This window comes from Natrinema sp. HArc-T2, assembly GCF_041821085.1.
GTDB lineage: Archaea > Halobacteriota > Halobacteria > Halobacteriales > Natrialbaceae > Natrinema.
Genome location: NZ_JBGUAZ010000001.1, coordinates 785,975 through 805,562, shown reverse-complemented (window position 1 = coordinate 805,562; position 19,588 = coordinate 785,975). Strand labels below are relative to the sequence as shown.

Here is a 19,588-nt window from a genome sequence, read left to right as displayed (position 1 = left end):
TGAGCAGGCTGGCTACTGGTAAAAATACTGTCACTATTCGTGACGGGACTGGCTCACTCGCCCGACGGAAGCCGGTAGCTCGCCCCCTCGTCGGTATCCTGCACTTCGATCCCGAGCGCCTCGAGTTCGTCGCGCAACTCGTCGGCGCGGTCGTAGTTGCCGGCGTCGCGTTCGGCCTCGCGCACGTCGAGGACGAGTTCGACGACGTCGCCGGCGAGCGTCGCCGAGCCCGTCGTTTCACCCGTAAAGGAGAGGCCGAGGACGCTGCCCAGTTCCTCGAGGGTCTCGACGGCGCGTCGAAGCCCGCGGTAATCGTAGTCGTCGTCGACCTCCTCGAGATGACGGTTGATCGCCGTCGCGACCGACAGCAGCGCGGACTGGGCCTCGCGGGTGTTGAAGTCGTCGTTCATCGCGGTCGTAAACGCCGCGCGTGCGTCGTCGATCTCGTCGCGCAACGTCGCGTCGTCGACCTTCGAACTCGCCTGCGGCGAGTCGAGTGCGTCGACGGCAGCCTCGTAGGCGCGCTCGAGCTGGTCCCAGCGCTCCTGGGCCTCGGCGATCGTCTCGTCAGAGTACAGCTGTTTGCTGTTGTACGACCCCGCGGTCAGGAACGTCCGCATGACGTTCGTCCCCCAGCGGTCGATTGCTTCCTCGACGGTGACGAAGTTGCCCAGACTCGAGGACATCTTCTCTTCGTCCATCTGGAACAGCTCGCAGTGGAGCCAGTAGTTGGCGAACTGCTGGTCGGTCGCGGCCTCGGACTGGGCGATCTCGTTTTCGTGATGTGGGAAGACCAGATCCCGACCGCCGACGTGGAGGTCGAGCGTCTCGCCCAGATGGGCCATACTCATCGCCGAGCACTCGATGTGCCAGCCGGGCCGTCCATCGCCCCACGGCGAGTCCCAGGTCAATCCCTCGGGCGGGGTGTCCCCGTGGTCGACGCCCTCGTGGCTGTGTTCGTCGATCGCGTCGGGATCGACGCCGTCGGCCTTCCAAAGCGCGAAATCCGCCGGGTTCCGCTTCTCGGTGCGCTCGTCGGGGTCGCCCTGGGACTCGATCTCGTCGAGTTCCTGGTTCGAGAGTTTGCCGTACTCCTCGAAGCTGGTCACGTCGAAGTAGACCGAGCCGTTGGACTCGTAGGCGTAGTCCTTCTCGATCAGCGTCTCGACGAGGTCGATGATCTCCGGGACGTGCTCGGACACCCGTGGGTAGACTTCCGCACGTAGGAGGTTCAGCGAGCGCATATCGTCGATCGTCCGCTGGATGTAGGTCTCGGCCACCTCGGCTTCGCTCTCACCGAGGTCGTCCTCGCCGATCCGGGCGACGATCTTCTCGTTGACGTCGGTGAAGTTCTCGACGTGACGCACGTCGTAGCCTCTGTGCTCGAGCCAGCGGTGCATGACGTCGACGTGGACCCACGAGCGTGCGTGGCCCAGGTGTGGCGGATCCGAGACCGTCAGGCCACAGTAGTAGAGCAAGACGTTCTCGGGGTCCTGTGGCTCGAACGGCTCTTTTTCGCCCGTCAACGTGTTCGTCACGTGCAGGGTCATTACGCTCATTTCCCCCGGCCGAAAGTTAAAGCGTGTGATGCCCTCCGGACACGACGGTCGACCAGGACCGGCAGCGAGGCATGCTGCCGTCGCTACGGCTCGGAGCGATCGACCCGTGGTAGCAAGAACCGAACGACGTTTCCACGGGGGGTGTTCTCCTCGAAGACGAGTTCGCCGCCCAGCGAGTTAACACACCACTGAATCACCCACAGCCCGATGCCGGAGCCGTGGTAGGTGGCACTCGCTTCGACGTCCTCTCTGAGAACGTCGATCTCGACGTCCGGGATCGGTGGGCCATTGTCGCTGACGTCGATCTCGGCCTGTCCCGTCGCCGAATCGATGGTGACCGACACCTCAACGGACGGGACCCCGCGGTCGTTGTGCTCGATCGCGTTGTCGATGGCGTGGGTGATCGCGTGGCGGAGGCCCGTATCGGCATTCACACAGACGTCGTCCTGAATATCGACGGTTATCTCGGTCGCCGTCGCGTCCGCTCGCACCTCCGAGACGATCTCTTCGACCAGTTCGCCGATGTCCGTGGGCGACCGCTGCGTCGCGTCGGGCGTTGCGATCTCCTCGATCTGGCGGATCGAATCGCTCAACGTCCCGATCTCGGACGCGATCTCGAGGATCGTTTCGACTTCCTCCTCGAGCGTCTTTTCCTTGATCGCTTGTTTGAGGCGATCGGCATATCCCATGAGTACGTTCGTCTCGTTTCGGAGGTTGTGTCGGACGACGCGATTGAGGAGGCGCAATCGCCGCTCCCGCGCCTTGTACTCGGTAATCTCCCGAACTTCGGCGATGATACACGTGGCGTCGTCGATCGTCGTCCGATTGAGTCGAACGCGAATCCAGACCAGTTCCCCCGTGGGCCGTTCGATCCGCCACTCGAACGCCTGCGACTCGCCGGCGGAAGCAGCGCGCAGTCGGCGGACTGCCTCGTCCTGGGAAAACTTCGTCGATGGTGCTGTGAACTGCTCGATGTCCATCTCGAGAAGTTCCGATCGAGAATACCCGTATAACTCCTCGATTCGGTGGTTGACGTCGAGGGCCGCGCCGGTTTCCGGGTCTCGTAAGACGATGCCGATCTCGAGATCGTCGAAGGCTGCCGGTAACGACGCGCCCTGAGAACTTCCCATAGATACTCTCAGAAAGTGTGACTATAAAAACCCATAACCAACAAAAGTAGCCGCCCGCTACGTCGCTTCTCGGTCGGTGCGCGCTCACTCGGGCCGGCCACCCACACGCTCGAGTGCATCCTCGACCGCCCGCAGCGCGTTCGCGCCCTCGCGTCGCTCGACGACGATCACCATCGCATCCCCCGCGACGCCGGCTGCAGTCGGCGACAGCTCCTCGACGGTGAGGCGCGCGAGCACGGTCGCAAGTGCAACCGCGTCGACATCGCCGGCGGCGACGATGGCGGTCCGATCGCTGCCGACAGGGCCGAAGGCCTGTCCGCCGACCGTCACGAGTGCGTCGGCGTCGTCGGTCGCTCCCTCGAGCGGGCCGATCCCGCTTTCCATCCGGACGCGAACGTCTCGCGAGTCGGTCTCGTGGGCCGGTAATTCGTCGGCATAGCGGCGCAGCGCCGTCGCGATCGCGTCGGTCTCGCCGTCGACTGCGAGTGAGCGAGCGGCGGCGGTGTAGTTGACGACGCCGGCGCGTAACGCGGTCCGGAGGAACGGTCGGCGATCGACCGCCCGGCGCGTCTCGGCTGCCAGTGACATATCGGGGACGGTGTCTCGAACTGTAATAAAGTCGCCGGCCTGGTTACGGGTGATGCCCGACAGTATATACCGCTCCAGTCCCTCGCCACAGTTATGAGCGAGTCCGAGTCGGACCAGTCACCCGAGGACGCCGTTCGCGAGGAGGTCTCGCTGTTCCTCCGACGCAATTTCCCCCAGATTGAGGGCCACGGCGGCGACTCCTCGATCACCGAACTCGATCTCGAGGAGCGCCACGTCGGAATCAACTTAAGCGGCGCGTGCAGCGGCTGCGGGGTCAGTCCGATGACGACGCAAGCGATCCAGCGGCGACTCCCGACCGAAATCGACGCGATCGATCACGTCACCGTCACCACCGGTTTCGACGGCCTGGCCGAGCAAGGGTCGTCGGGCCCGGACGTGCCGCCGGACGTCCCGTTCTGAGCACCGCAGGTGCTGTTTCGCTAGCCGCGACCGCGGCGTTTTTGGCTCGAGCCACGTATCTTCGAGTATGAAGCCAGCAGCCGTCGAGGAACGCATCGAATCGAATCTCGAGGACGCCGAGGCGACGGTCACCCACGCCCGCGACAAACACGACGAGGACCACCTCGCCGCGACGGTCATCTCGCCGGTCTTCGAGGGCTTGTCGCTGGTCCAGCAACACCAGCAGGTCTACGACGCACTCGAGGAGCACATGACGACCGACATCCACGCGCTCGAGCTGTCGACGTACACGCCCGACGAGTACGCCGAGCTCGAAGCCGAGCAGTAGTCGATCCAAAACCGGGCCGCGCGGTCGTTACTCGCCGGGCCACTCGTCGGCGGCGAGTGGCTCTCCCTCGAGGAAGGCCGCGATACCTTCGTTCGCATCCTCCGTCGTACAGAGCGCCGCGAACTGCTCGTTCGAGTAGTCAAGCGCCTCGTCGTAGTCCAGTTCGACCATCTCGTAGAACGCTTGTTTCCCCATTTGGACGCCCATCGGGCTCTTGGAGGCGATTGTTTCGGCCAGCTCCATTGCTGCCGTCAGGTGGTCTCCCTCGGGTGCGACGCGATTGATGAGGCCCCACTCGAGGGCTGTCTCGGCGTCGATCAACTCGCCGGTCAAGATGAGCTCGAGACACCGTTTTCTGGTGAGTGCTTTCATTAACGGGACGGCTGGCCCCATACAGAACAGGCCGACCTTGGGAGCTGTCGCACCGAACTTGGTTCCCTCGGCGGCGACGGCAAGATCGCAGGCTGCGACCAGCCCGATCCCGTTGGCGGCTGCGTGGCCGTGGGCCGCAGCGATCACAGGTGTTCGCATCTCGGTTAGCGTGTGAAACGGTTCTTCCATCCGTGTGACCCACGCTTCGTATTCCGACTCGGTCTCGTGGTCGCCGTGTTCGGAGAGGTCGATACCGGCCGAGAAGCTCTTGCCCGCGCCGTCGACGACGATCGCCCGCACGTCGTCGTCCTCGTCGAGTGCGTGTAGCGCCGCGTCGAGATCTTGCGCGAGGTCGGTGCTGAACGTATTCATCGCCTCGGGACGGGCAAGCGTGATCCGCCCGACGTGATCGTTACGGCTGCAATCGACAGTCTCCCACTGATCGCTCGTCGCTGTCTCGGAAGCCATGTGAGCTACTTGACCATATGATGTGATAAATGATGTCATTACTCACTGCACACTCGCAAGGCCCACCCACGAGCGAATCGGGACGACGATCGTGACTCCGCGACGGACGACTCGCAGTCTCCCGGTCTTGCGGGTTGGCCGTCGATACCGTGAGCGTGACCACTCGCGTGGAACCGTAGCTTTATCCATTAGAAATGACATTTAATTCCTATGGAAACCCTCCATCCCCGCATTAGACTCCTCTGGATCGCCCGTGGGGCGCTCGCCGCGGTCGTCCTGGGCGTCGTCCTCGCCGTCGTCGACCAGTTGCAGGTCACCGTCCCGGTGGTGGCGATCGGTGGCGTCGTCGCACTCGGGCTCGTCATCGGGACCGGCTACGCTCTCCGACTCTACCAGGTCTGGCAGTTCGAACTCCAGGACGACGCGCTCTACCTCGAGCGCGGCGTCGTCACGTTCGTCGAAACTGCCGTCCCCTTCGTCCGCGTCCAGCACGTCGACACGCAGTTTGGCCCCATCGAGCGTGCCCTCGGCCTCTCGAGCGTCGTGGTCTACACAGCGGGCTCCCGAAACGCGGACGTGCGAATTCCGGGGCTGACGCCGGATCGCGCGCGGAAGTTGCAGAATACGCTTCGCGAACTGGCCGTCGAGAGCGAGGCCGACGATGCCGTCTGAGACGAACCGCTTGCATCCGCTCAGCGCGGTGATGATGGCGCTTCAGCGTGGCCTCACCGGGCTGTCGATGCCGTTTTTTGCCGTGATGATCCTCTCGACGGTTTTCGACGGCGTCGACATCGACTGGCTCTTCATGCTCGCCCCGGTCGGGTTCGTCGTCGGCATCGGCTACGGCATCGCGTACTACTATCGGTTCACGTACGCGATCACGTCGCGGACGTTCGACGTTTCCTCGGGCGTGCTCTCCCGGCGCTCACGCGAGATTCCGTATCGCCGCATCCAGAACGTCGACGTCTCCCAGGGCGTCTTGTACCGCATTTTCGGGCTTGCCGTCGTCTCCCTCGAGACTGCCGGCGGCGGCGAGACCGAAGCGACGCTGAACTTCGTCAGCGGGGCCGAAGCCGAGCGGCTTCGCGCCGAGATCCGTCGGCAAACCGCTCGAACGGACGACGCGACCAGCGACGAGCGCGCGACATCCGCCGGCGTCGACGAGACGACACGCCACGAGCGCTCGCGCTCTGATCGCGGGCCGACGCTCCTGTTCGAACTCGAGCCGACGGAACTGCTGGTGTATGCCCTGACGTCGTTCCGGTGGGGCGCGGCGGTTTTCCCGATCGCGCTGGTGATCTTCCTCACGAGCGCCGACTCCGGCTCGGGGCTGGTCCCCGCGTTCGTCCTCGAGATCGCACGTCCCGTCGGCGGGCCGGCGTCGCTCGACGGTGCCACCGTGGGATCGCTGCTCGTCTTGGTCGCGGTCACTGCACTCCAGTGGTCGGTCGCGACGTACGTCGCGAGTGCGATCTACACGGTCGCGAACTACTACGGGTTCCGCCTCGGACGAGCGGGTGACGACTTCGTCTACGAACGGGGCCTGATACAGCGCTACAGCGGCTCGATCCCTGTCGAAAAGGTCCAGTCGGTGACCATCACCGAGAACCCACTCCAGCGGCTGGTCGGCTACGCCGGCCTCTGGGTCGAAACCGCCGGCTACGGACCCGAGAGTAGCGGCGGCAGCCAATCGGCCGTCCCGCTTGCCGAGACCGACCGCATCTATCGCTTCGCCGAGAACCTCACCGGCGTCGAGACACCACAGTTCCAGCGACCGTCGCCACGTGCGCGAGGACGCTATCTCGCTCGCTACACGCTGCTCGCGGTCGGGATCGTCGCCGTCGTCTTCGGGCTCGCGCAGGTCACGAGTCTCGAGCGCTGGTATCTCGCTGCAGTCGTCTTCGCCACCGTTCCCCCTGCGGCCCACCTCAAATACGTCAACCTGGGCTACTACATCGGCGAGGAGCAGCTCGTGATTCGCTCGGGGTTCTGGAACCGCCGGACGACCGTGATTCCCTACTATCGGATCCAGACGGTCTCGACGCGCCGGTCGATCTTCCAGCGTCGGCTCGGGCTGGCGTCGCTCGCCGTCGACACCGCCAGTTCGCGAACCTTTTCGTGGGGAACGCCGACAATCCCGGACCTCGAGTGCGAGACGGCCCGCGAACTTCATGGCGTCGGGCGGGAACGACTCCAGTCGGCCATTCGAGAGCGCGCCCGCGCGAGCGAGACCGGGCTTTCGGTGGATTTTACCTGACTGACTGTGAGTTCTCGCGTATGGGAGACGAAGACGAATACCGAATCGAGGAGGACAGTCTCGGCGAGATGCAGGTGCCCGCGGATGCTTACTGGGGCGCACAGACCCAGCGCGCGATCCAGAACTTCCCCATCTCGGGAATCTCGTTCAGCCGCCGGTTCATCCGCGCACTCGGCGTCGTCAAGAAAGGCGCGGCACAGGCCAACCGCGACCTCAGCCTCGTCGATGAGGACGTCGCCGAGGCGATCATCGAGGCCGCAGACGAGGTCATCGCCGGCGAACACGACGATCAGTTCCCCGTCGACGTTTTCCAGACCGGCTCCGGCACGTCCTCGAACATGAACGCCAACGAGGTCATCGCCAACCGCGCCGCCGAGATCATGGGCGCAGAGATCGGCGACCGCGTCGTCCACCCCAACGACCACGTCAACTACGGCCAGTCGAGCAACGACGTCATCCCGACCGCGATGCACGTTGCCTCCCTCGAGGCCGTCGAGAAAGACGTCATCCCGGCACTCGATACGCTTCGTGAAGCGCTCGAGGAGAAAGAAGACGAGTTCGACGACGTCGTCAAGACCGGTCGCACCCACCTCCAGGACGCGACCCCGGTCACACTCGGCCAGGAGTTCGGCGGCTACCGCACGCAGGTCGAGAAGGGTCTGGCCCGCGTCGACCAGGTCCGCGACCACCTTGCGGAACTCGCGCTGGGCGGCACGGCGACCGGCACTGGCCTGAACACTCACCCCGAGTTCCCCGGTCGCGCAGCCGAGTACATCACGAAGGAAACCGGCGTCCAGTTCCGCGAGGCCGACAACCACTTCGAGGCCCAGGCTGCCCACGACGCCATGAGCGAGGCCCACGGGGCGCTCCGAACCGTCGCCGGCTCGCTGAACAAGATCGCCAACGACCTGCGCCTGCTCGCCTCCGGACCGCGCAACGGACTCGGCGAGATCGAGCAGCCCGAGAATCAGCCCGGCTCCTCGATCATGCCCGGCAAGATCAACCCGGTCGTCGCCGAGGCCGTCAACCAGGTCCACAAGCAGGTCGTCGGCAACGACGCCGCCGTCTCCGCCGGCGCTGCCGAGGGCCAGATCGACCTCAACCTCTACAAGCCCGTGCTGGCGCACAACTTCCTCGAGTCGGCCGAACTCATCTCGAACGCGAGCCAGGTGTTCGGCGACCGGTTCGTCCGCAAACTCGAGGCTAACGAGGAGTACTGTGCAGACCGCGTCGAGCAGTCGATGGCGATGGCTACCTCGCTCAACGTTCACATCGGCTACGACAAGGCGAGCGAAGTCGCCAAGACCGCGCTCAAGGAGGACAAGACGGTTCGTGAGGTCGTCCTCGAGAAAGGCTACCTCGACGAGGACGAGGCCGACGAGGTTCTCGACCCCCGCAAGATGACCGAGCGCGGCATTCTCGGCCAGGACGACTGATACGGTCTCCTGTCACGTGTTCCGATGGGACCGCGACCGTCCGGCGGGCCCACCGGACCTGACTCACAGTAGCCCATACGACGACCGAATGTGATTTTTCGTCTCGACTAACCGGTGAGCCACTCGTTTAAGGTCGTGCGATCAGCACCGACGTCTCGACCGTTCGCATGACGCGCTCGGTCGTGCTCCCGAGGAGCTGTTCTTTTAATCCCGAACGACCGCTCGCACCCATGACGACGAGATCGATGTTCGCATCGTCGCAGTAGGCCGCGATCACCTCGTGGGGGTCGCCCTCGCGGATCGTCCGGTCGTAGGTCACGCCGGCATCCTCGGCCCGTCTTTCGGCATCGTCGAGGGCCGACTCCGCTTCCTCCTTGAGCGTTTCCGTGACCTGCGGCGCGATCATTCCCGGCGCACTCGCGGACATCTCCGTTCCCTCGTCGATAACGTGGAGAAGGTGAACTGTCGCCGCCTCCCCGTCGGCGATCGCGACGGCCTCGTCGACCGCCGCCGTGCTCGAGTCGCTGCCGTCGGTCGGTACCAGAACGTCGTGATACATGGGTGTCCGTTCCACCGCAACGCGGAAAAGCCGGAGGTGCGCAGTCGCGTGGTCCGCTCTCGACATCGCGTGATCCGTTCATCGTTTCGATCCGATTACCGATCGACCGCTTCGACCTGTCTCTGGTCGAGCGGGTCCTCGATGTCGCCCATCACCGCCTCGAGCAGGTCGGTTACGGTGACGAGGCCGACGACCGCACCGTCGTCGGACTGGGTCCGACTGCTCGAGGAACTTCGTTCCTCGCTGTCTTCGATCACCAGTGCGAGTTCCTGGTTTTCCGCCTGGAACTGGTCGACCGCGTCGCTGACGTCCGTATCGGGAGAGAGCGTCATCGGCGGTGCCGCCAGTTCCGCGAAGTCGATGTCGCCGCTCGCCAGTTCCTCGCGATGTCTGACGAGGACCGGCGTGTAGACGATTCCACGGAAATCGGTCAGTCTGTCGCCGATCAGGGGATACCGCGTCTGTGGGCGCTCCTCCATCTTCCGGAAGTTCTCCGCAGGATCGTCCGTCGTCGAGAGCGCGACGATCTCCTCGGGCGGTACCATCAGTTCGCTGATCGGCTGTTCGCCGATCTGAAACGCGTTCATCACCTCTTCGCGCCGTTCTTCCGGGAGCTCTCCCTCCTTGAGGACCGAACCGAGCTTGTTCCGGAGATCTGCCCGGGACTCGATGACGCCCTCCTCGGTCTCGAGCCACGCGCCGGTCATCTCGATCCCGAAGAGCTTGAGGGTGAACTTCGCGATGCCGTCGCCGAGGGTGATGATCGGCGAAATGAGCCAGTGGAACCAGTACAGCGGTGTCGCGCCGTACCGACAGACCAGCCGCGAGCGCTCGACGCCGAGATACGTCGGTGTCTGCTCGCCGTGGGTCAGGTGAACAAGGTTGATGATGAGAAAGGCGATGATCGCTCCGCTGCCGATCGCAGCCAGCGGCGTGTTCACGAACAGCGGTTCGAATATCGCGGCCAGCGCCGGCTCCGCGACGATCCCGACGGCAATACTCGAGGCCGTAATGCCGACCTGGCACGTGGTGAGGTAGAGCTCGAGGTTGTCGGTCATTGCCCATGCCCGCTCGAGTGCGGGCGTGTCCCCGACGAACTCCTCTCTGGTGAACTGCCGAGCGCGGGTTAACGCGAACTCGATCGCGACGAAGAAGGCGTTCGCCAGAATGAGTAACACCCCTGCGAACAGCCGACCGCCGATGACGAGCGAGTTCATTGCCGAGCGGTTGTGTCGCCAGACGGAAATTAGTCGGGGAGACTATTGCCGGTTTGACCCAGTCTCGTGACCCTACCTGCCACTATTTCGACACTCAGCAATGGTGCGTGCACACATAGAACACGAGATGGTCGATTCACCAGTAGATGAACCACTCGGTGTCGAGTAAACACGAATTTCGAGCGTTCTTTTTTGCCTGACCGTCGGTCCTAAATCGGGGCAGTGACGCCGAATCACACCCGAATCTAGCGGAATAAAAGAACCCAAGCAGTTTTGACGAATGCTCGCGTCAGATGAAATATGCACACCTGTCGTAACTGCAACCAGTCGTTCCAGACCGAGCTCGCACTCGAGTTACACCGCGATACGTGCAAAAAGGGACAACTCTTCTGTCAGGTATGTGGGGATCGATTCCGAGAGGGGGATGCCACCCAGGATGGCTGGCACTACGAGTGCCCGAACGACGAGTGTGACGGCGACGGACTGCAGGAAGATCTCTATCGCGTCGAGGACGTTCGAGCGACGACCCACTGAGCAGCTACGCTGCAGTATTTTTTGGCACCGCTGGCCCGAGTGACGACGCTCTTGTCGGTCTCGAGGGGACTCTCTCACGCGATGCGAACGACCGCCGCTTTCCCACCCTTTAATCGAGTCAGTTCCGTCACGACACATATGGAACGGCTCACGCCGCGCGTCCGAGTCGTCTGGCTCGCGCTTGCACTCGCTCGAGCCGTGGTGCTTGGCGGGCTCCTCATCGGCGGGGCGATTGCCCTTTCACAGACTCCCTTCTCGGACGCCGTGCCGGTCCCTCTCGTCCCGACTGCCGCGGGAATCGCTGTCTCGCTCGCCGTCGTCCGCATCTTCATTGCCTGGCGACGCTATGGTGTCTGGCGGTTCGAGCTTCGCGACGACGACCTGTACATCCGCAGGGGCGTCTTCACGCGAACCAAGACGGTCGTCCCCTTCGTCCGCGTCCAGCACGTCGACTCCCGGCGCTCGCCGCTCGAGCGGTCGGTCGGTCTCGCGACGGTCGTCGTCTACACGGCTGGTTCGCGGAGTTCGGACGTCGCGATTCCAGGCCTGACGCCGGCACGTGCCGAGGCGCTGCAAGAGTCGCTTCGTCAACTTGCGATCGAGAGCGAGGGTGAAGACGCGGTATGACGAAACTCCATCCAGCGTCGGTCGCCGTTCGGTCGCTCTCGCGCAGCCTCAACACCGGCTTCGTCTTCTTCATTATCGGCGTCGTCGTCTCGCCGGGCGGCAACGGGATGGACCTGCTGTCGATCGTCGCCCTCGTCGTCCTCGGGATAATCATGGGAATCGTCTACGAGTTCGCCTACTACCAGCGATTCAGATACGAACTCACCGCGGACACGTTCGATGTCACCTCCGGCGTCCTTTCACGTCGCACTCGCGAACTTCCGCTGGGACGGATCCAAAACGTCGACATCAGACAGAACATAGCTGACCGACTCCTCGGCATCGCCGCCGTCCACATCGAAACCGCCGGCGGTGGCGAAACCGAGGTCAGCCTTCGGTACGTCTCCGAAGCGGAGGCTCGTCGCCTCAGACAGCAACTGCGACAGGGGGCACGTACCGAGGCCGAAGACGAAGAATCACTCGAGGGTGAGGAAGCCACTGCTGAATCCCCAGCAGCGGCGGTCGAGGAGGAAGAACTCCTCTTCGAGATCCAGCCCCGCGAACTCGCGATCTTGAGCGTCTTCACCATCGATCCGGGTGCGAGCGTGCTGGGTGGGATCGCGCTCTCGTTTGCCAGCGGATTCGATCCCGCCACGCTGGTCCCCGCCGATCGTGTCGGCGGCCTCCCCGGACCAGCAACCGGGATATTCGCGCTCGCATGGGGGCTCTTGCTCTTTCTGCTCGCCGCCTGGGTTATCAGTGCGCTCCTCACGTTCACCCGCTACTACGGCTTCCGGCTCACTCGCACCGGCGACGAACTCTACTACGAGCGCGGCCTCCTCCAGCGCTACAGCGGGACGATCCCGCTCGCAAAGGTCCAGGCGTTGACGATCTCGGAAGCGATCCCCTTCCGCTGGTTCGGTTACGCCGCGTTGAGTGTCGAGACTGCCGGCTACGCCCCTGGCCAATCTAATTCTCGCGGGACCGAATCCGCGATTCCCCTCGCTGATGCCGACCGCGTCGCCGCGCTCGCCCGTGCGATCGAGCCCTTCGGCCCGGTCGATCTCGAGTCGCCGCCCAAGCGCGCTCGAGAGCGGTACATGGTTCGCTACCTGCTGGTCGTCGCCGCCCTCGTCGCCGTTGCGTACCTCGTCGCGCGCTTCACGGTGTTCGACCGCTGGTACGTCGCCGCCGTCCTCGTCGCGGTCGTCCCCGTCGCCGCCCACCTCAAATGGACGAACCGGGGCTTTCGCGTCGGCGAGCGATTCTTCCTCACGCGGACGGGATTCTGGCGACGAACGACGAAGATCGTACCCCACTACCGGGTGCAGGCTGTCATCCACGAGGCGACGATCTTTCAGCGCCGTCGCCATCTCGCCAGCGTGACCGCCGACACTGCCAGTTCGGCCTCGTTTTTCGGTCGGGCCGCAACGGCGTACGACATCGACGCCGATCGGGGACTCGAGGTACAGACCGCTATCGAAGAACAGCTACAGGAGCGGCTTCGGGTACGAAAGCGCCAGCAACCGACCGATCAATTGTTTCGGGACTCGAGGGAAGCGACAGACGACACGTCGGTGGTCGACGAAGACGATATCTGACTGTTTCTGTGTGTCGCCACCCCCGAACTTCGTATAGCCGCATGCAATTTATGAGGTCGAGAATAGACAGTACTCAGGTCCCAATACTGGGAGTGCACAGACCGAGAGGCATCACATCGGCAGAACACACCCGACCACGACAGCTGTACTCTCGGGTTGGAAACGGACAGTGCAGCTGTTGTCGCTCTTTCAAACCGCTATGCGCTTCGATCGACTGTACTCTTTCTGTACAGGTTCCGGACGGAAACGACGCCCACGCTTGGAAACGATGTTAACGCTGCGCCTGCTCGAGCGGGATCCGTCACGTGTAGATCTGCTCTCACTCTCTCACGGTGTGGGTCCGCGAGGCGGTCGTGGGTCAACCGACGCCCACTGACAGCAGTCCGTATGACGAAGTTGCCTGATGATCGTCGTGCTCACTCGAGTGCCGGACGACGGTCCGCGATTAGCCGACTACGTCCGAGTGTGATCGGTACGAGCTGGTTTGCTTGACAGACGCGCTCGCGTCGATTGGTGTCCGGTAGCAGCCGCCGGAAGCGGGTCCGAGAACCGCTGATGCGTGCAGACCACTGCGACTGTGGTAGCGGCGTCTCAGATTCGTTCTCAAACGATTCTTTCTCCCCTGAACCGTACAAGTCGATGACTCGAGTAGCTGTCTCAACGATCTAACTGACGTGCTCTGACTGCCAATCGAAACAGAGGGATACGAACACTCGCTAGAAGTGTGTCGAAAAACGGGTTCGCTCGTCGCACGCGGTTCGTATACAACAGTCGCACCATGGTCAAGATTGCTGACGATGATCGTACTTTACTGTCGGACAACACGGATCACACATCGATCGTACTCGAGACGCTGTCGCCAGCGACGACAGGCGTCAAGACCCGATCGAGTGTTCACAGACTGTTGTCCGACAGTATACGACTGCGAAAGCGCCCTCAGTAGCCGGATAGTACAGATTTCCGCCACCATCCGGATCGATTCGTGGTTACAACTCGAGGCGTTCCGGTGATACCTCATGTCCGCCGTTTCGATTCGTCACACCAGCGAGCGTATCCTATCGGCGTGACTCGACTCGAGCGAGGGGACACGACACACTGCTGGAAGTCGGGGAGACAGGGGTGTGGGGTTCGACGACTGGATCGACATCCGTTGCGATCCTGCTCCTCTGGCAGTTCGAGTCGGTCACCGAATCTCGCTGTCCTCAGTCGCGGTGTGCATTCACACAAGCGAATCGATCTTGCTCGAGCGATAGCATGCAACCTGCTTTTGGCCACGACGAAACAGATCGGCCACACGACTGTCGACCACGTGTTGCTTTGTCGAGGCCGCGCCCCTTCAACATATCTGGAACTATGGGACTAGCTCTCCATATATTATATCTGATTATGTAGGACCAGATATGAAGCACATCTGGACTGGTAGTACTATATTTGACGCTGCTCAGGCACTATTAACTGAGATAAATATACTTAGCTCGAGTAATGGGTAGATTGAATATCATCGCGTTTGATGAACGCTGTATGAGCGATTCGACCGATACTTCTCGAGTAACTGTCAAAACGTACGTTCCGGCCTATCAAAAAGCGGAGTGGCAATCTCACGCCGACGACCTCGACATGAGCCAGAGCGAGTTCGTCCGAACGATGGTCCAAGCCGGTCGCAAGGGGTTCGATCCCGACGTAGCGGAACCCGATTCTTCGGACGTAGACCCTGGGGGTAACGCCCTCGAAAGACAGGTTCTCGAACTACTATCTTCTGACACATATTCGTGGGACGAACTGCTCGAGGCGGTCTCCGACGACATCGAGTCGCGACTGGATGAGACACTTGAGGAACTCCAGGCGACCAACCGGATTCGATACAGCGGTCGCCACGGTGGGTATACGACCGTCGACGGTGGTGGCGATGGCGACTGAACCAACCGGCGACGCGCCGGCGGACGTGGCGGATCCGATCGCGTACTTCCTCGACGACCAGCGGTATCACGGCAAGAGCGAGCGGACGCTCGAGGCCTACGAGCGAGTGCTGCGGCGCTTCGAGGCGTTTCTCGACACACGCTTCGATGTCGACGCGGTCGGCGCGGCCCAACGGCGAGAGTGTATGGCCTGGGTGCACTCGCTGCGCGGGGAGTTCGAAGACAGCACGATCGCGACCTACGCCTCCTATCTCAACCGGTTCTACGACTACATGACTCGCGTCGGCGTCTTCGACGATAACCCGATGGCACTCGTCATGGAGGAGCTGTCCGAATCGATCGAGACGAATCCGACGCGACGTGACATTTCGGTGCCGGAAATGCAGTCGTTCGTTGACTCGATTTCTCACCCCCTCGAGCGAGCCGTCGTCGTCACCTTCCTCAAGACGGGGATGCGCGTTGGCGAACTCTGCAACCTCGATCTGCGCGATCTCCACCTCGAGACGCCGGCACTCGATCTTACGTGGACGCCTCGCGTTGGGCTCGAGCAGCGACCCGAATCGGTGTTCGTCTCTGCCGAGCCAGCCCGCGGAACGACCATCAACGGCGAAGAACGGACAGCCTCGAACAAGCGAAAGCGGGACACGGTTGTCCCCGTCGACGGCGAACTTCGGCAGGCGGTATGCGAGTGGCTGGCGATCCGTCCGGATTCGATATCGACAGCGCAACCGCTCTTTCTCGATACCCGCGACTCGTGGGGCAAGCGGCTCACGCCGTCGGACGTCCGCTATATCGTCGAAAAACACGCTCGCGATCACGGCTGGTACCGTACCGGCGGCGGGACCCAGGAGAACGTTACGCCCCACTACTTTCGGCACTTCTTCACCACACATCTGCGGGACCGGACCGGTGATCGGGGAATCGTCCAGTACCTCCGGGGTGACGTCGCCGGCGACGTGATCGATACCTACACACACAACTGGGGCGATCGCGTCCGGGAGACCTATCTCGAGTCGATCTACGCTGTCACCTGGTAATAGGTGTCGGCCCACGGGGATTTCGCTGATGAGAGACACAGTGGACTGGGAGATGTCCAGCAGTTTCGACAGTACAGACGACTACGTGGTGGCCGATCCTTACACTGGCATAGTCCGGTTCTGGGATGAACAGTGGACAGATCATAACTATGATCGTAGTCAGAGTGTCTGTCTTGGACTGGACTAATAAATCAAATATAGCTATATCAATTTGCGGCTCGAGACTCCCTGTCGTCGGTCACGTTGGACGAACCACTACGTGCGTTCAAGCGGTGTTACCCGTTCTCTGGCAGTCGTGCCCGCATAATGACTAATTCTCGCTCGTTCGCGATCAACTAGAGAAGGGGTTCGCCAACCAGGCTTGCACCAGCGGGGTGTCTCGGTGCGTACCGGTGGCAGGTTCTTTCTCCCGAATGATTATTAGCCAGGTTCTGGTCACCTAGTTGTGGTGTTGTACCATGGTTGATGCTACCATACACGTTCTCGACCGCGGTGGCCTCGAGGTCGACATGAACTACATGATGGAAGGGCACGTGCTCGGCACACACGACGAGCCCAACCCCGACATCGATTACGGTGAAATTCCGGTCTGGAGCCTCGTGATCGACCATCCCGAGGGAACGATCCTCTGGGATACCGGCTCGCATCACGACGCACTCGAGGGCCACTGGCCCGAGGGACTCGTACAGGCGTTCTATCCACACGATGCCCACGAGCATCGGCTCGACGACGACCTCAACGAGGCCGGATTCGGTATCGACGACATCGATTACGTCTTCCAGACCCACCTGCACCTCGATCATGCCGGCGGACTCGAGTTCTTCGATGGGACTGACGTCCCCGTCTTCGTTCACGAGCGCGAGCTCAAGTTCGCCTATTACAGCGCGAAGACCGACGAGGGAAGTGGCGCATATATCCTCGAGGACTTCGACCACGACCTGAACTGGCACGTGTTACACCGGGACCGCGAGCAACACTTCGAGGACGTAGAGTTCGTCCGCTTCCCCGGCCACACACCAGGGCTCACCGGGACGGTGATCCACATAGACGACGAGGGGACGCTCGTCTTGACGGGTGATCAGGTCTACATGGCCGACAACTTCGAGGACGAGATTCCGCTCGGAGCGCATCTTCTCTGGGGCAAGACCGAGTGGTTCGACAGCCTCCGTCGCATCCAAGCACTCGAGCGGCGTCACGACGCCGAAATCGTCTACGGACACGACCCCGAGCAGTTCGAGGCAATGCAGCCGGGGTGGGGGCTGTGAGCTACGAGCGCTCCGTCTCTGCTAGCCCGCACGAACTCACGCCCGAGACCGTCTGGCACATTCAGATGCCACAGATCCGTGTGGGTCGTGGCGCGGTCAGAGAACTCGGCTTCCAACTCGAGGATCTGGGCGTCAACGACGATGCACGCGGGCTGATCGTGACCGACGAGACGCTGGCCGAGATCGGCCACGCAGGCCGGGTTGCCGACCACGTCGAGGACGCGGGATTCGATGTCGATGTCTACGACGGCTCCGAGCGCGAACCCTCGATCGAGGCCGTCGAGGAGTGTATCTCGTTCGTTCGCGACGAGATGGGGCCGGACGGCTACGATTTCTACATCGGACTCGGCGGCGGCAGCTGTCTCGACACCGCGAAGACGACGCGCGCGGTCGTCGCCAACGGCGGCGAAATACTCGACTACGTCGCCGAACCGACCGGCTCCGGTGAGGCGCTCACCGAATCCGGCCCACCCCTTGTCTTGCTCCCGACGACGGCTGGCACCGGCTCCGAAATCTCGCCGGTTGCGATCCTCTCCGTCGCCGAGAAAGAGATCAAAGAGGGCATCTCGAGTAACAACGTGCGAGCCGACGCCGCGGTACTCGATCCGACGCTGACCACGTCGCTCCCGCCTGATCTCACCGCGAAAACCGCAATGGACGCGCTCGGCCATGCCATCGAAGGGTATACGACACATCGATACGACAACTTACTCCGTCCCGAGGACCCCGCCGACCGACCGGTCTACGCCGGCCGCACTGGCTTTACCGAACTGTTCAGCGAGAAGGCGATCGACCTCCTCTCGAGTAACGTGCGACGGGCGGTCAACAACGGTGACGACCTCGAGGCTCGTGAGGCAATGTTGAAGGGCGCACTGTACGGCGCGATCGCCGGTCTCACGGCCGGTGCAAGCCTCTGTCACGCGATGGCGTATCCGGTCGGCAATAAGTACCACACCTATCACGGTGAAACGATCGCCGTGCTCACGCCGGCGAGCACGTTGGGGTACAACGTCGCCAGCGATCCAGACCGTTTTGCGACCATCGCCGAGTTGCTCGGCGCGGACACCGACGGACTGAGCACGCGAACCGCAGCCGATCGCGCACGTGAGGAGTTCGTCTCACTCCAGCGTGATCTGAACGTCCTCCCGAGCGGGCTCCACGATCTCGCCGGCATCACTGACGACGAGATCGACTGGCTGGCCGAACAGACTGTCGACACCCAGCAACGGCTGCTGCGATGTAATCCGCGCCCGGTGACGAAAGCAGATGTCGCGGAAATCTTCCGCGACTCGCTGCACAACTGGGAGTAAGACAGCAGCGATCGTGCGTTAGTGGCCGACCGCGAGCTCCGTCTCGAGATCGGGGCCGTTCAGCAGCGCGCGGACGCAGTCGACCGTGTCGGTCGTTTCTGCCGTGTTCTCGAGCAGGACGGTTTCGCTCGGGAACAGCTGTTCACCGAGCAGCAGACCGTGATCACGGGCGGTCGAACCCGTGACGGTCAGATAGACGCCCAGCCCCGCGTCGGCGATCGCTGCTTCTTCCTCGCGACCGTCGGTCGGATACTGGAAGTCGATGCCATCGAGGAGCTGCGTGCCGAGCACGGCCTGAACGAGCCGTTCGTATCTGGGCTCGATACAGAGCGGTCCCTCGTAGGTCTCGAGGAAGTCCCGATCGATCGATTCGGCGGACGGCGCGACCTCGGGCGTGGCAAGCAGCGTGTGGTAGACGGTATCGCCGAGCCCGGTGACGACCTGCACGTCGGTGTCGGCGGGATTAATTCGAGCGTTCACGTCGGCGATCCGGTCGAGCGGCTCCGGTCGGAGTTCGACGACTTCCTCGAGAACGAGGTCTGCGCTGTCGAACCCGAGCGCGAACTCGTGGGTTCGGAGTGCTCGAAACGGCTCCTCACGACCGACGAGCTGGACCGCCGCGTCGTCGGGTGCGCCTTCGACGTTCGACAGCGGGATCGTGACGCTGTCGAAGACGATCCGCCGCGGTTTGCCGGCGCGGTCGTCGCGCAACAGCGTGTACTCGGGTGCGGTCGGATCGTCGACGGTACTGTAGTCTGCGAGACGATGGTAGACGTCCTCCTCGTCGGGCTCGATGGACCCTTTCGTGAGTGCCTTTTCGTGACGAAGCGTCGATGTAATGTCGTCGGCGAGGTCGGGGACGCCGAGGCGACCTGCGATCCGATCGAGTACTGACTCGAGCGGTCGCCCCTTTCGTGGAACAGCGATCGGTATCGTCTCGCCCATCGACCGGTTCTCAATCGGCAACGGATAAACGAGTTGCGTT

19 protein-coding genes are annotated in these 19,588 nt (G+C 62.7%); 12 read left to right on the top strand and 7 right to left on the bottom strand.

From position 1 onward, the window contains the following. Positions 1-53 precede the first annotated feature (53 nt). The 3 genes from cysS to ACERI1_RS04080 form a co-directional block, all read right to left on the bottom strand. Complete coding sequence (gene cysS, locus ACERI1_RS04090) at positions 54-1,550, bottom strand: cysteine--tRNA ligase (RefSeq protein ID WP_373616768.1); 1,497 nt, start codon at positions 1,548-1,550, stop codon at positions 54-56. 92 nt (positions 1,551-1,642) lie between these two features. Then, positions 1,643-2,689 (bottom strand): ATP-binding protein, encoded by a 1,047-nt coding sequence (locus ACERI1_RS04085; protein WP_373616767.1) that lies wholly within the window; start codon positions 2,687-2,689, stop codon positions 1,643-1,645. An 84-nt stretch (positions 2,690-2,773) separates the two neighbouring features. Then, entirely contained in the window at positions 2,774-3,277 is a 504-nt protein-coding gene (locus ACERI1_RS04080; protein ID WP_373616766.1) for a hypothetical protein, read from the bottom strand. Between the two features lie 93 nt (positions 3,278-3,370). Between ACERI1_RS04080 and ACERI1_RS04075 the strand changes: the two genes are divergently transcribed. Both ACERI1_RS04075 and ACERI1_RS04070 read left to right on the top strand, forming a co-directional pair. Beyond that, complete coding sequence (locus tag ACERI1_RS04075) at positions 3,371-3,697, top strand: NifU family protein (protein WP_373616765.1); 327 nt, start codon at positions 3,371-3,373, stop codon at positions 3,695-3,697. Positions 3,698-3,764: 67 nt separating this feature from the next. Further along, positions 3,765-4,025, top strand: coding sequence for a BolA family protein (locus ACERI1_RS04070; RefSeq protein WP_373616764.1), 261 nt, complete (start codon positions 3,765-3,767; stop codon positions 4,023-4,025). A gap of 27 nt (positions 4,026-4,052) precedes the next feature. On the opposite strand, the gene ACERI1_RS04065 is transcribed toward ACERI1_RS04070, so the two are convergent. Further along, positions 4,053-4,865, bottom strand: coding sequence for an enoyl-CoA hydratase/isomerase family protein (locus ACERI1_RS04065; protein ID WP_373616763.1), 813 nt, complete (start codon positions 4,863-4,865; stop codon positions 4,053-4,055). A gap of 210 nt (positions 4,866-5,075) precedes the next feature. On the opposite strand from ACERI1_RS04065, the gene ACERI1_RS04060 reads away from it, so the two are divergent. Genes ACERI1_RS04060 through ACERI1_RS04050 form a run of 3 tightly spaced genes read left to right on the top strand, consistent with a single transcriptional unit; the run spans position 5,076 to position 8,558 of the window. Beyond that, positions 5,076-5,537, top strand: coding sequence for a PH domain-containing protein (locus ACERI1_RS04060; protein ID WP_373616762.1), 462 nt, complete (start codon positions 5,076-5,078; stop codon positions 5,535-5,537). After that, on the top strand, positions 5,527-7,122 hold the full coding sequence (locus ACERI1_RS04055; RefSeq protein WP_373616761.1) for a PH domain-containing protein: 1,596 nt from the start codon (positions 5,527-5,529) through the stop codon (positions 7,120-7,122). The genes ACERI1_RS04060 and ACERI1_RS04055 overlap by 11 nt, the downstream gene beginning before the upstream one ends. Positions 7,123-7,142: 20 nt before the next feature. Then, entirely contained in the window at positions 7,143-8,558 is a 1,416-nt protein-coding gene (locus ACERI1_RS04050; RefSeq protein WP_373616760.1) for a class II fumarate hydratase, read from the top strand. A 127-nt stretch (positions 8,559-8,685) separates the two neighbouring features. Here ACERI1_RS04050 and ACERI1_RS04045 read toward each other — a convergent pair whose 3' ends face one another. Together ACERI1_RS04045 and ACERI1_RS04040 are read right to left on the bottom strand one after the other, a co-directional pair. Beyond that, positions 8,686-9,117 (bottom strand): universal stress protein, encoded by a 432-nt coding sequence (locus ACERI1_RS04045; RefSeq protein WP_373616759.1) that lies wholly within the window; start codon positions 9,115-9,117, stop codon positions 8,686-8,688. Positions 9,118-9,212: 95 nt separating this feature from the next. Beyond that, positions 9,213-10,334, bottom strand: coding sequence for a CNNM domain-containing protein (locus tag ACERI1_RS04040; RefSeq protein ID WP_373616758.1), 1,122 nt, complete (start codon positions 10,332-10,334; stop codon positions 9,213-9,215). 300 nt (positions 10,335-10,634) lie between these two features. Here ACERI1_RS04040 and ACERI1_RS04035 point away from each other — a divergent pair, with 300 nt between their 5' ends. The 7 genes from ACERI1_RS04035 (at position 10,635) to ACERI1_RS04005 (ending at position 18,603) form a co-directional block, all read left to right on the top strand. After that, positions 10,635-10,868, top strand: a complete 234-nt coding sequence (locus tag ACERI1_RS04035) for an HVO_2901 family zinc finger protein (RefSeq protein WP_373616757.1) — start codon at positions 10,635-10,637, stop codon at positions 10,866-10,868. 138 nt (positions 10,869-11,006) lie between these two features. Beyond that, positions 11,007-11,495, top strand: coding sequence for a PH domain-containing protein (locus tag ACERI1_RS04030; RefSeq protein ID WP_373616756.1), 489 nt, complete (start codon positions 11,007-11,009; stop codon positions 11,493-11,495). After that, a complete protein-coding gene (locus ACERI1_RS04025) occupies positions 11,492-13,075 on the top strand; it encodes a PH domain-containing protein (RefSeq protein WP_373616755.1) in 1,584 nt (527 codons plus the stop codon). Before ACERI1_RS04030 ends, ACERI1_RS04025 begins: the two co-directional genes overlap by 4 nt. Positions 13,076-14,596: 1,521 nt before the next feature. Beyond that, a complete protein-coding gene (locus ACERI1_RS04020) occupies positions 14,597-14,992 on the top strand; it encodes a DUF5805 domain-containing protein (RefSeq protein ID WP_373616754.1) in 396 nt (131 codons plus the stop codon). Further along, complete coding sequence (locus tag ACERI1_RS04015; protein WP_373616753.1) at positions 14,982-16,028, top strand: tyrosine-type recombinase/integrase; 1,047 nt, start codon at positions 14,982-14,984, stop codon at positions 16,026-16,028. Before ACERI1_RS04020 ends, ACERI1_RS04015 begins: the two co-directional genes overlap by 11 nt. Positions 16,029-16,486: 458 nt before the next feature. Further along, entirely contained in the window at positions 16,487-17,293 is an 807-nt protein-coding gene (locus ACERI1_RS04010) for an N-acyl homoserine lactonase family protein (protein WP_373616752.1), read from the top strand. Further along, positions 17,290-18,603 (top strand): hydroxyacid-oxoacid transhydrogenase, encoded by a 1,314-nt coding sequence (locus ACERI1_RS04005; protein ID WP_373616751.1) that lies wholly within the window; start codon positions 17,290-17,292, stop codon positions 18,601-18,603. Before ACERI1_RS04010 ends, ACERI1_RS04005 begins: the two co-directional genes overlap by 4 nt. An 18-nt stretch (positions 18,604-18,621) precedes the next feature. On the opposite strand, the gene ACERI1_RS04000 is transcribed toward ACERI1_RS04005, so the two are convergent. Beyond that, the gene (locus ACERI1_RS04000; protein ID WP_373616750.1) at positions 18,622-19,548 is read right to left on the bottom strand and encodes a hypothetical protein; all 927 of its coding nucleotides are present in this window, start codon (positions 19,546-19,548) and stop codon (positions 18,622-18,624) included. Between the last annotated feature and the right edge of the window lie 40 nt (positions 19,549-19,588).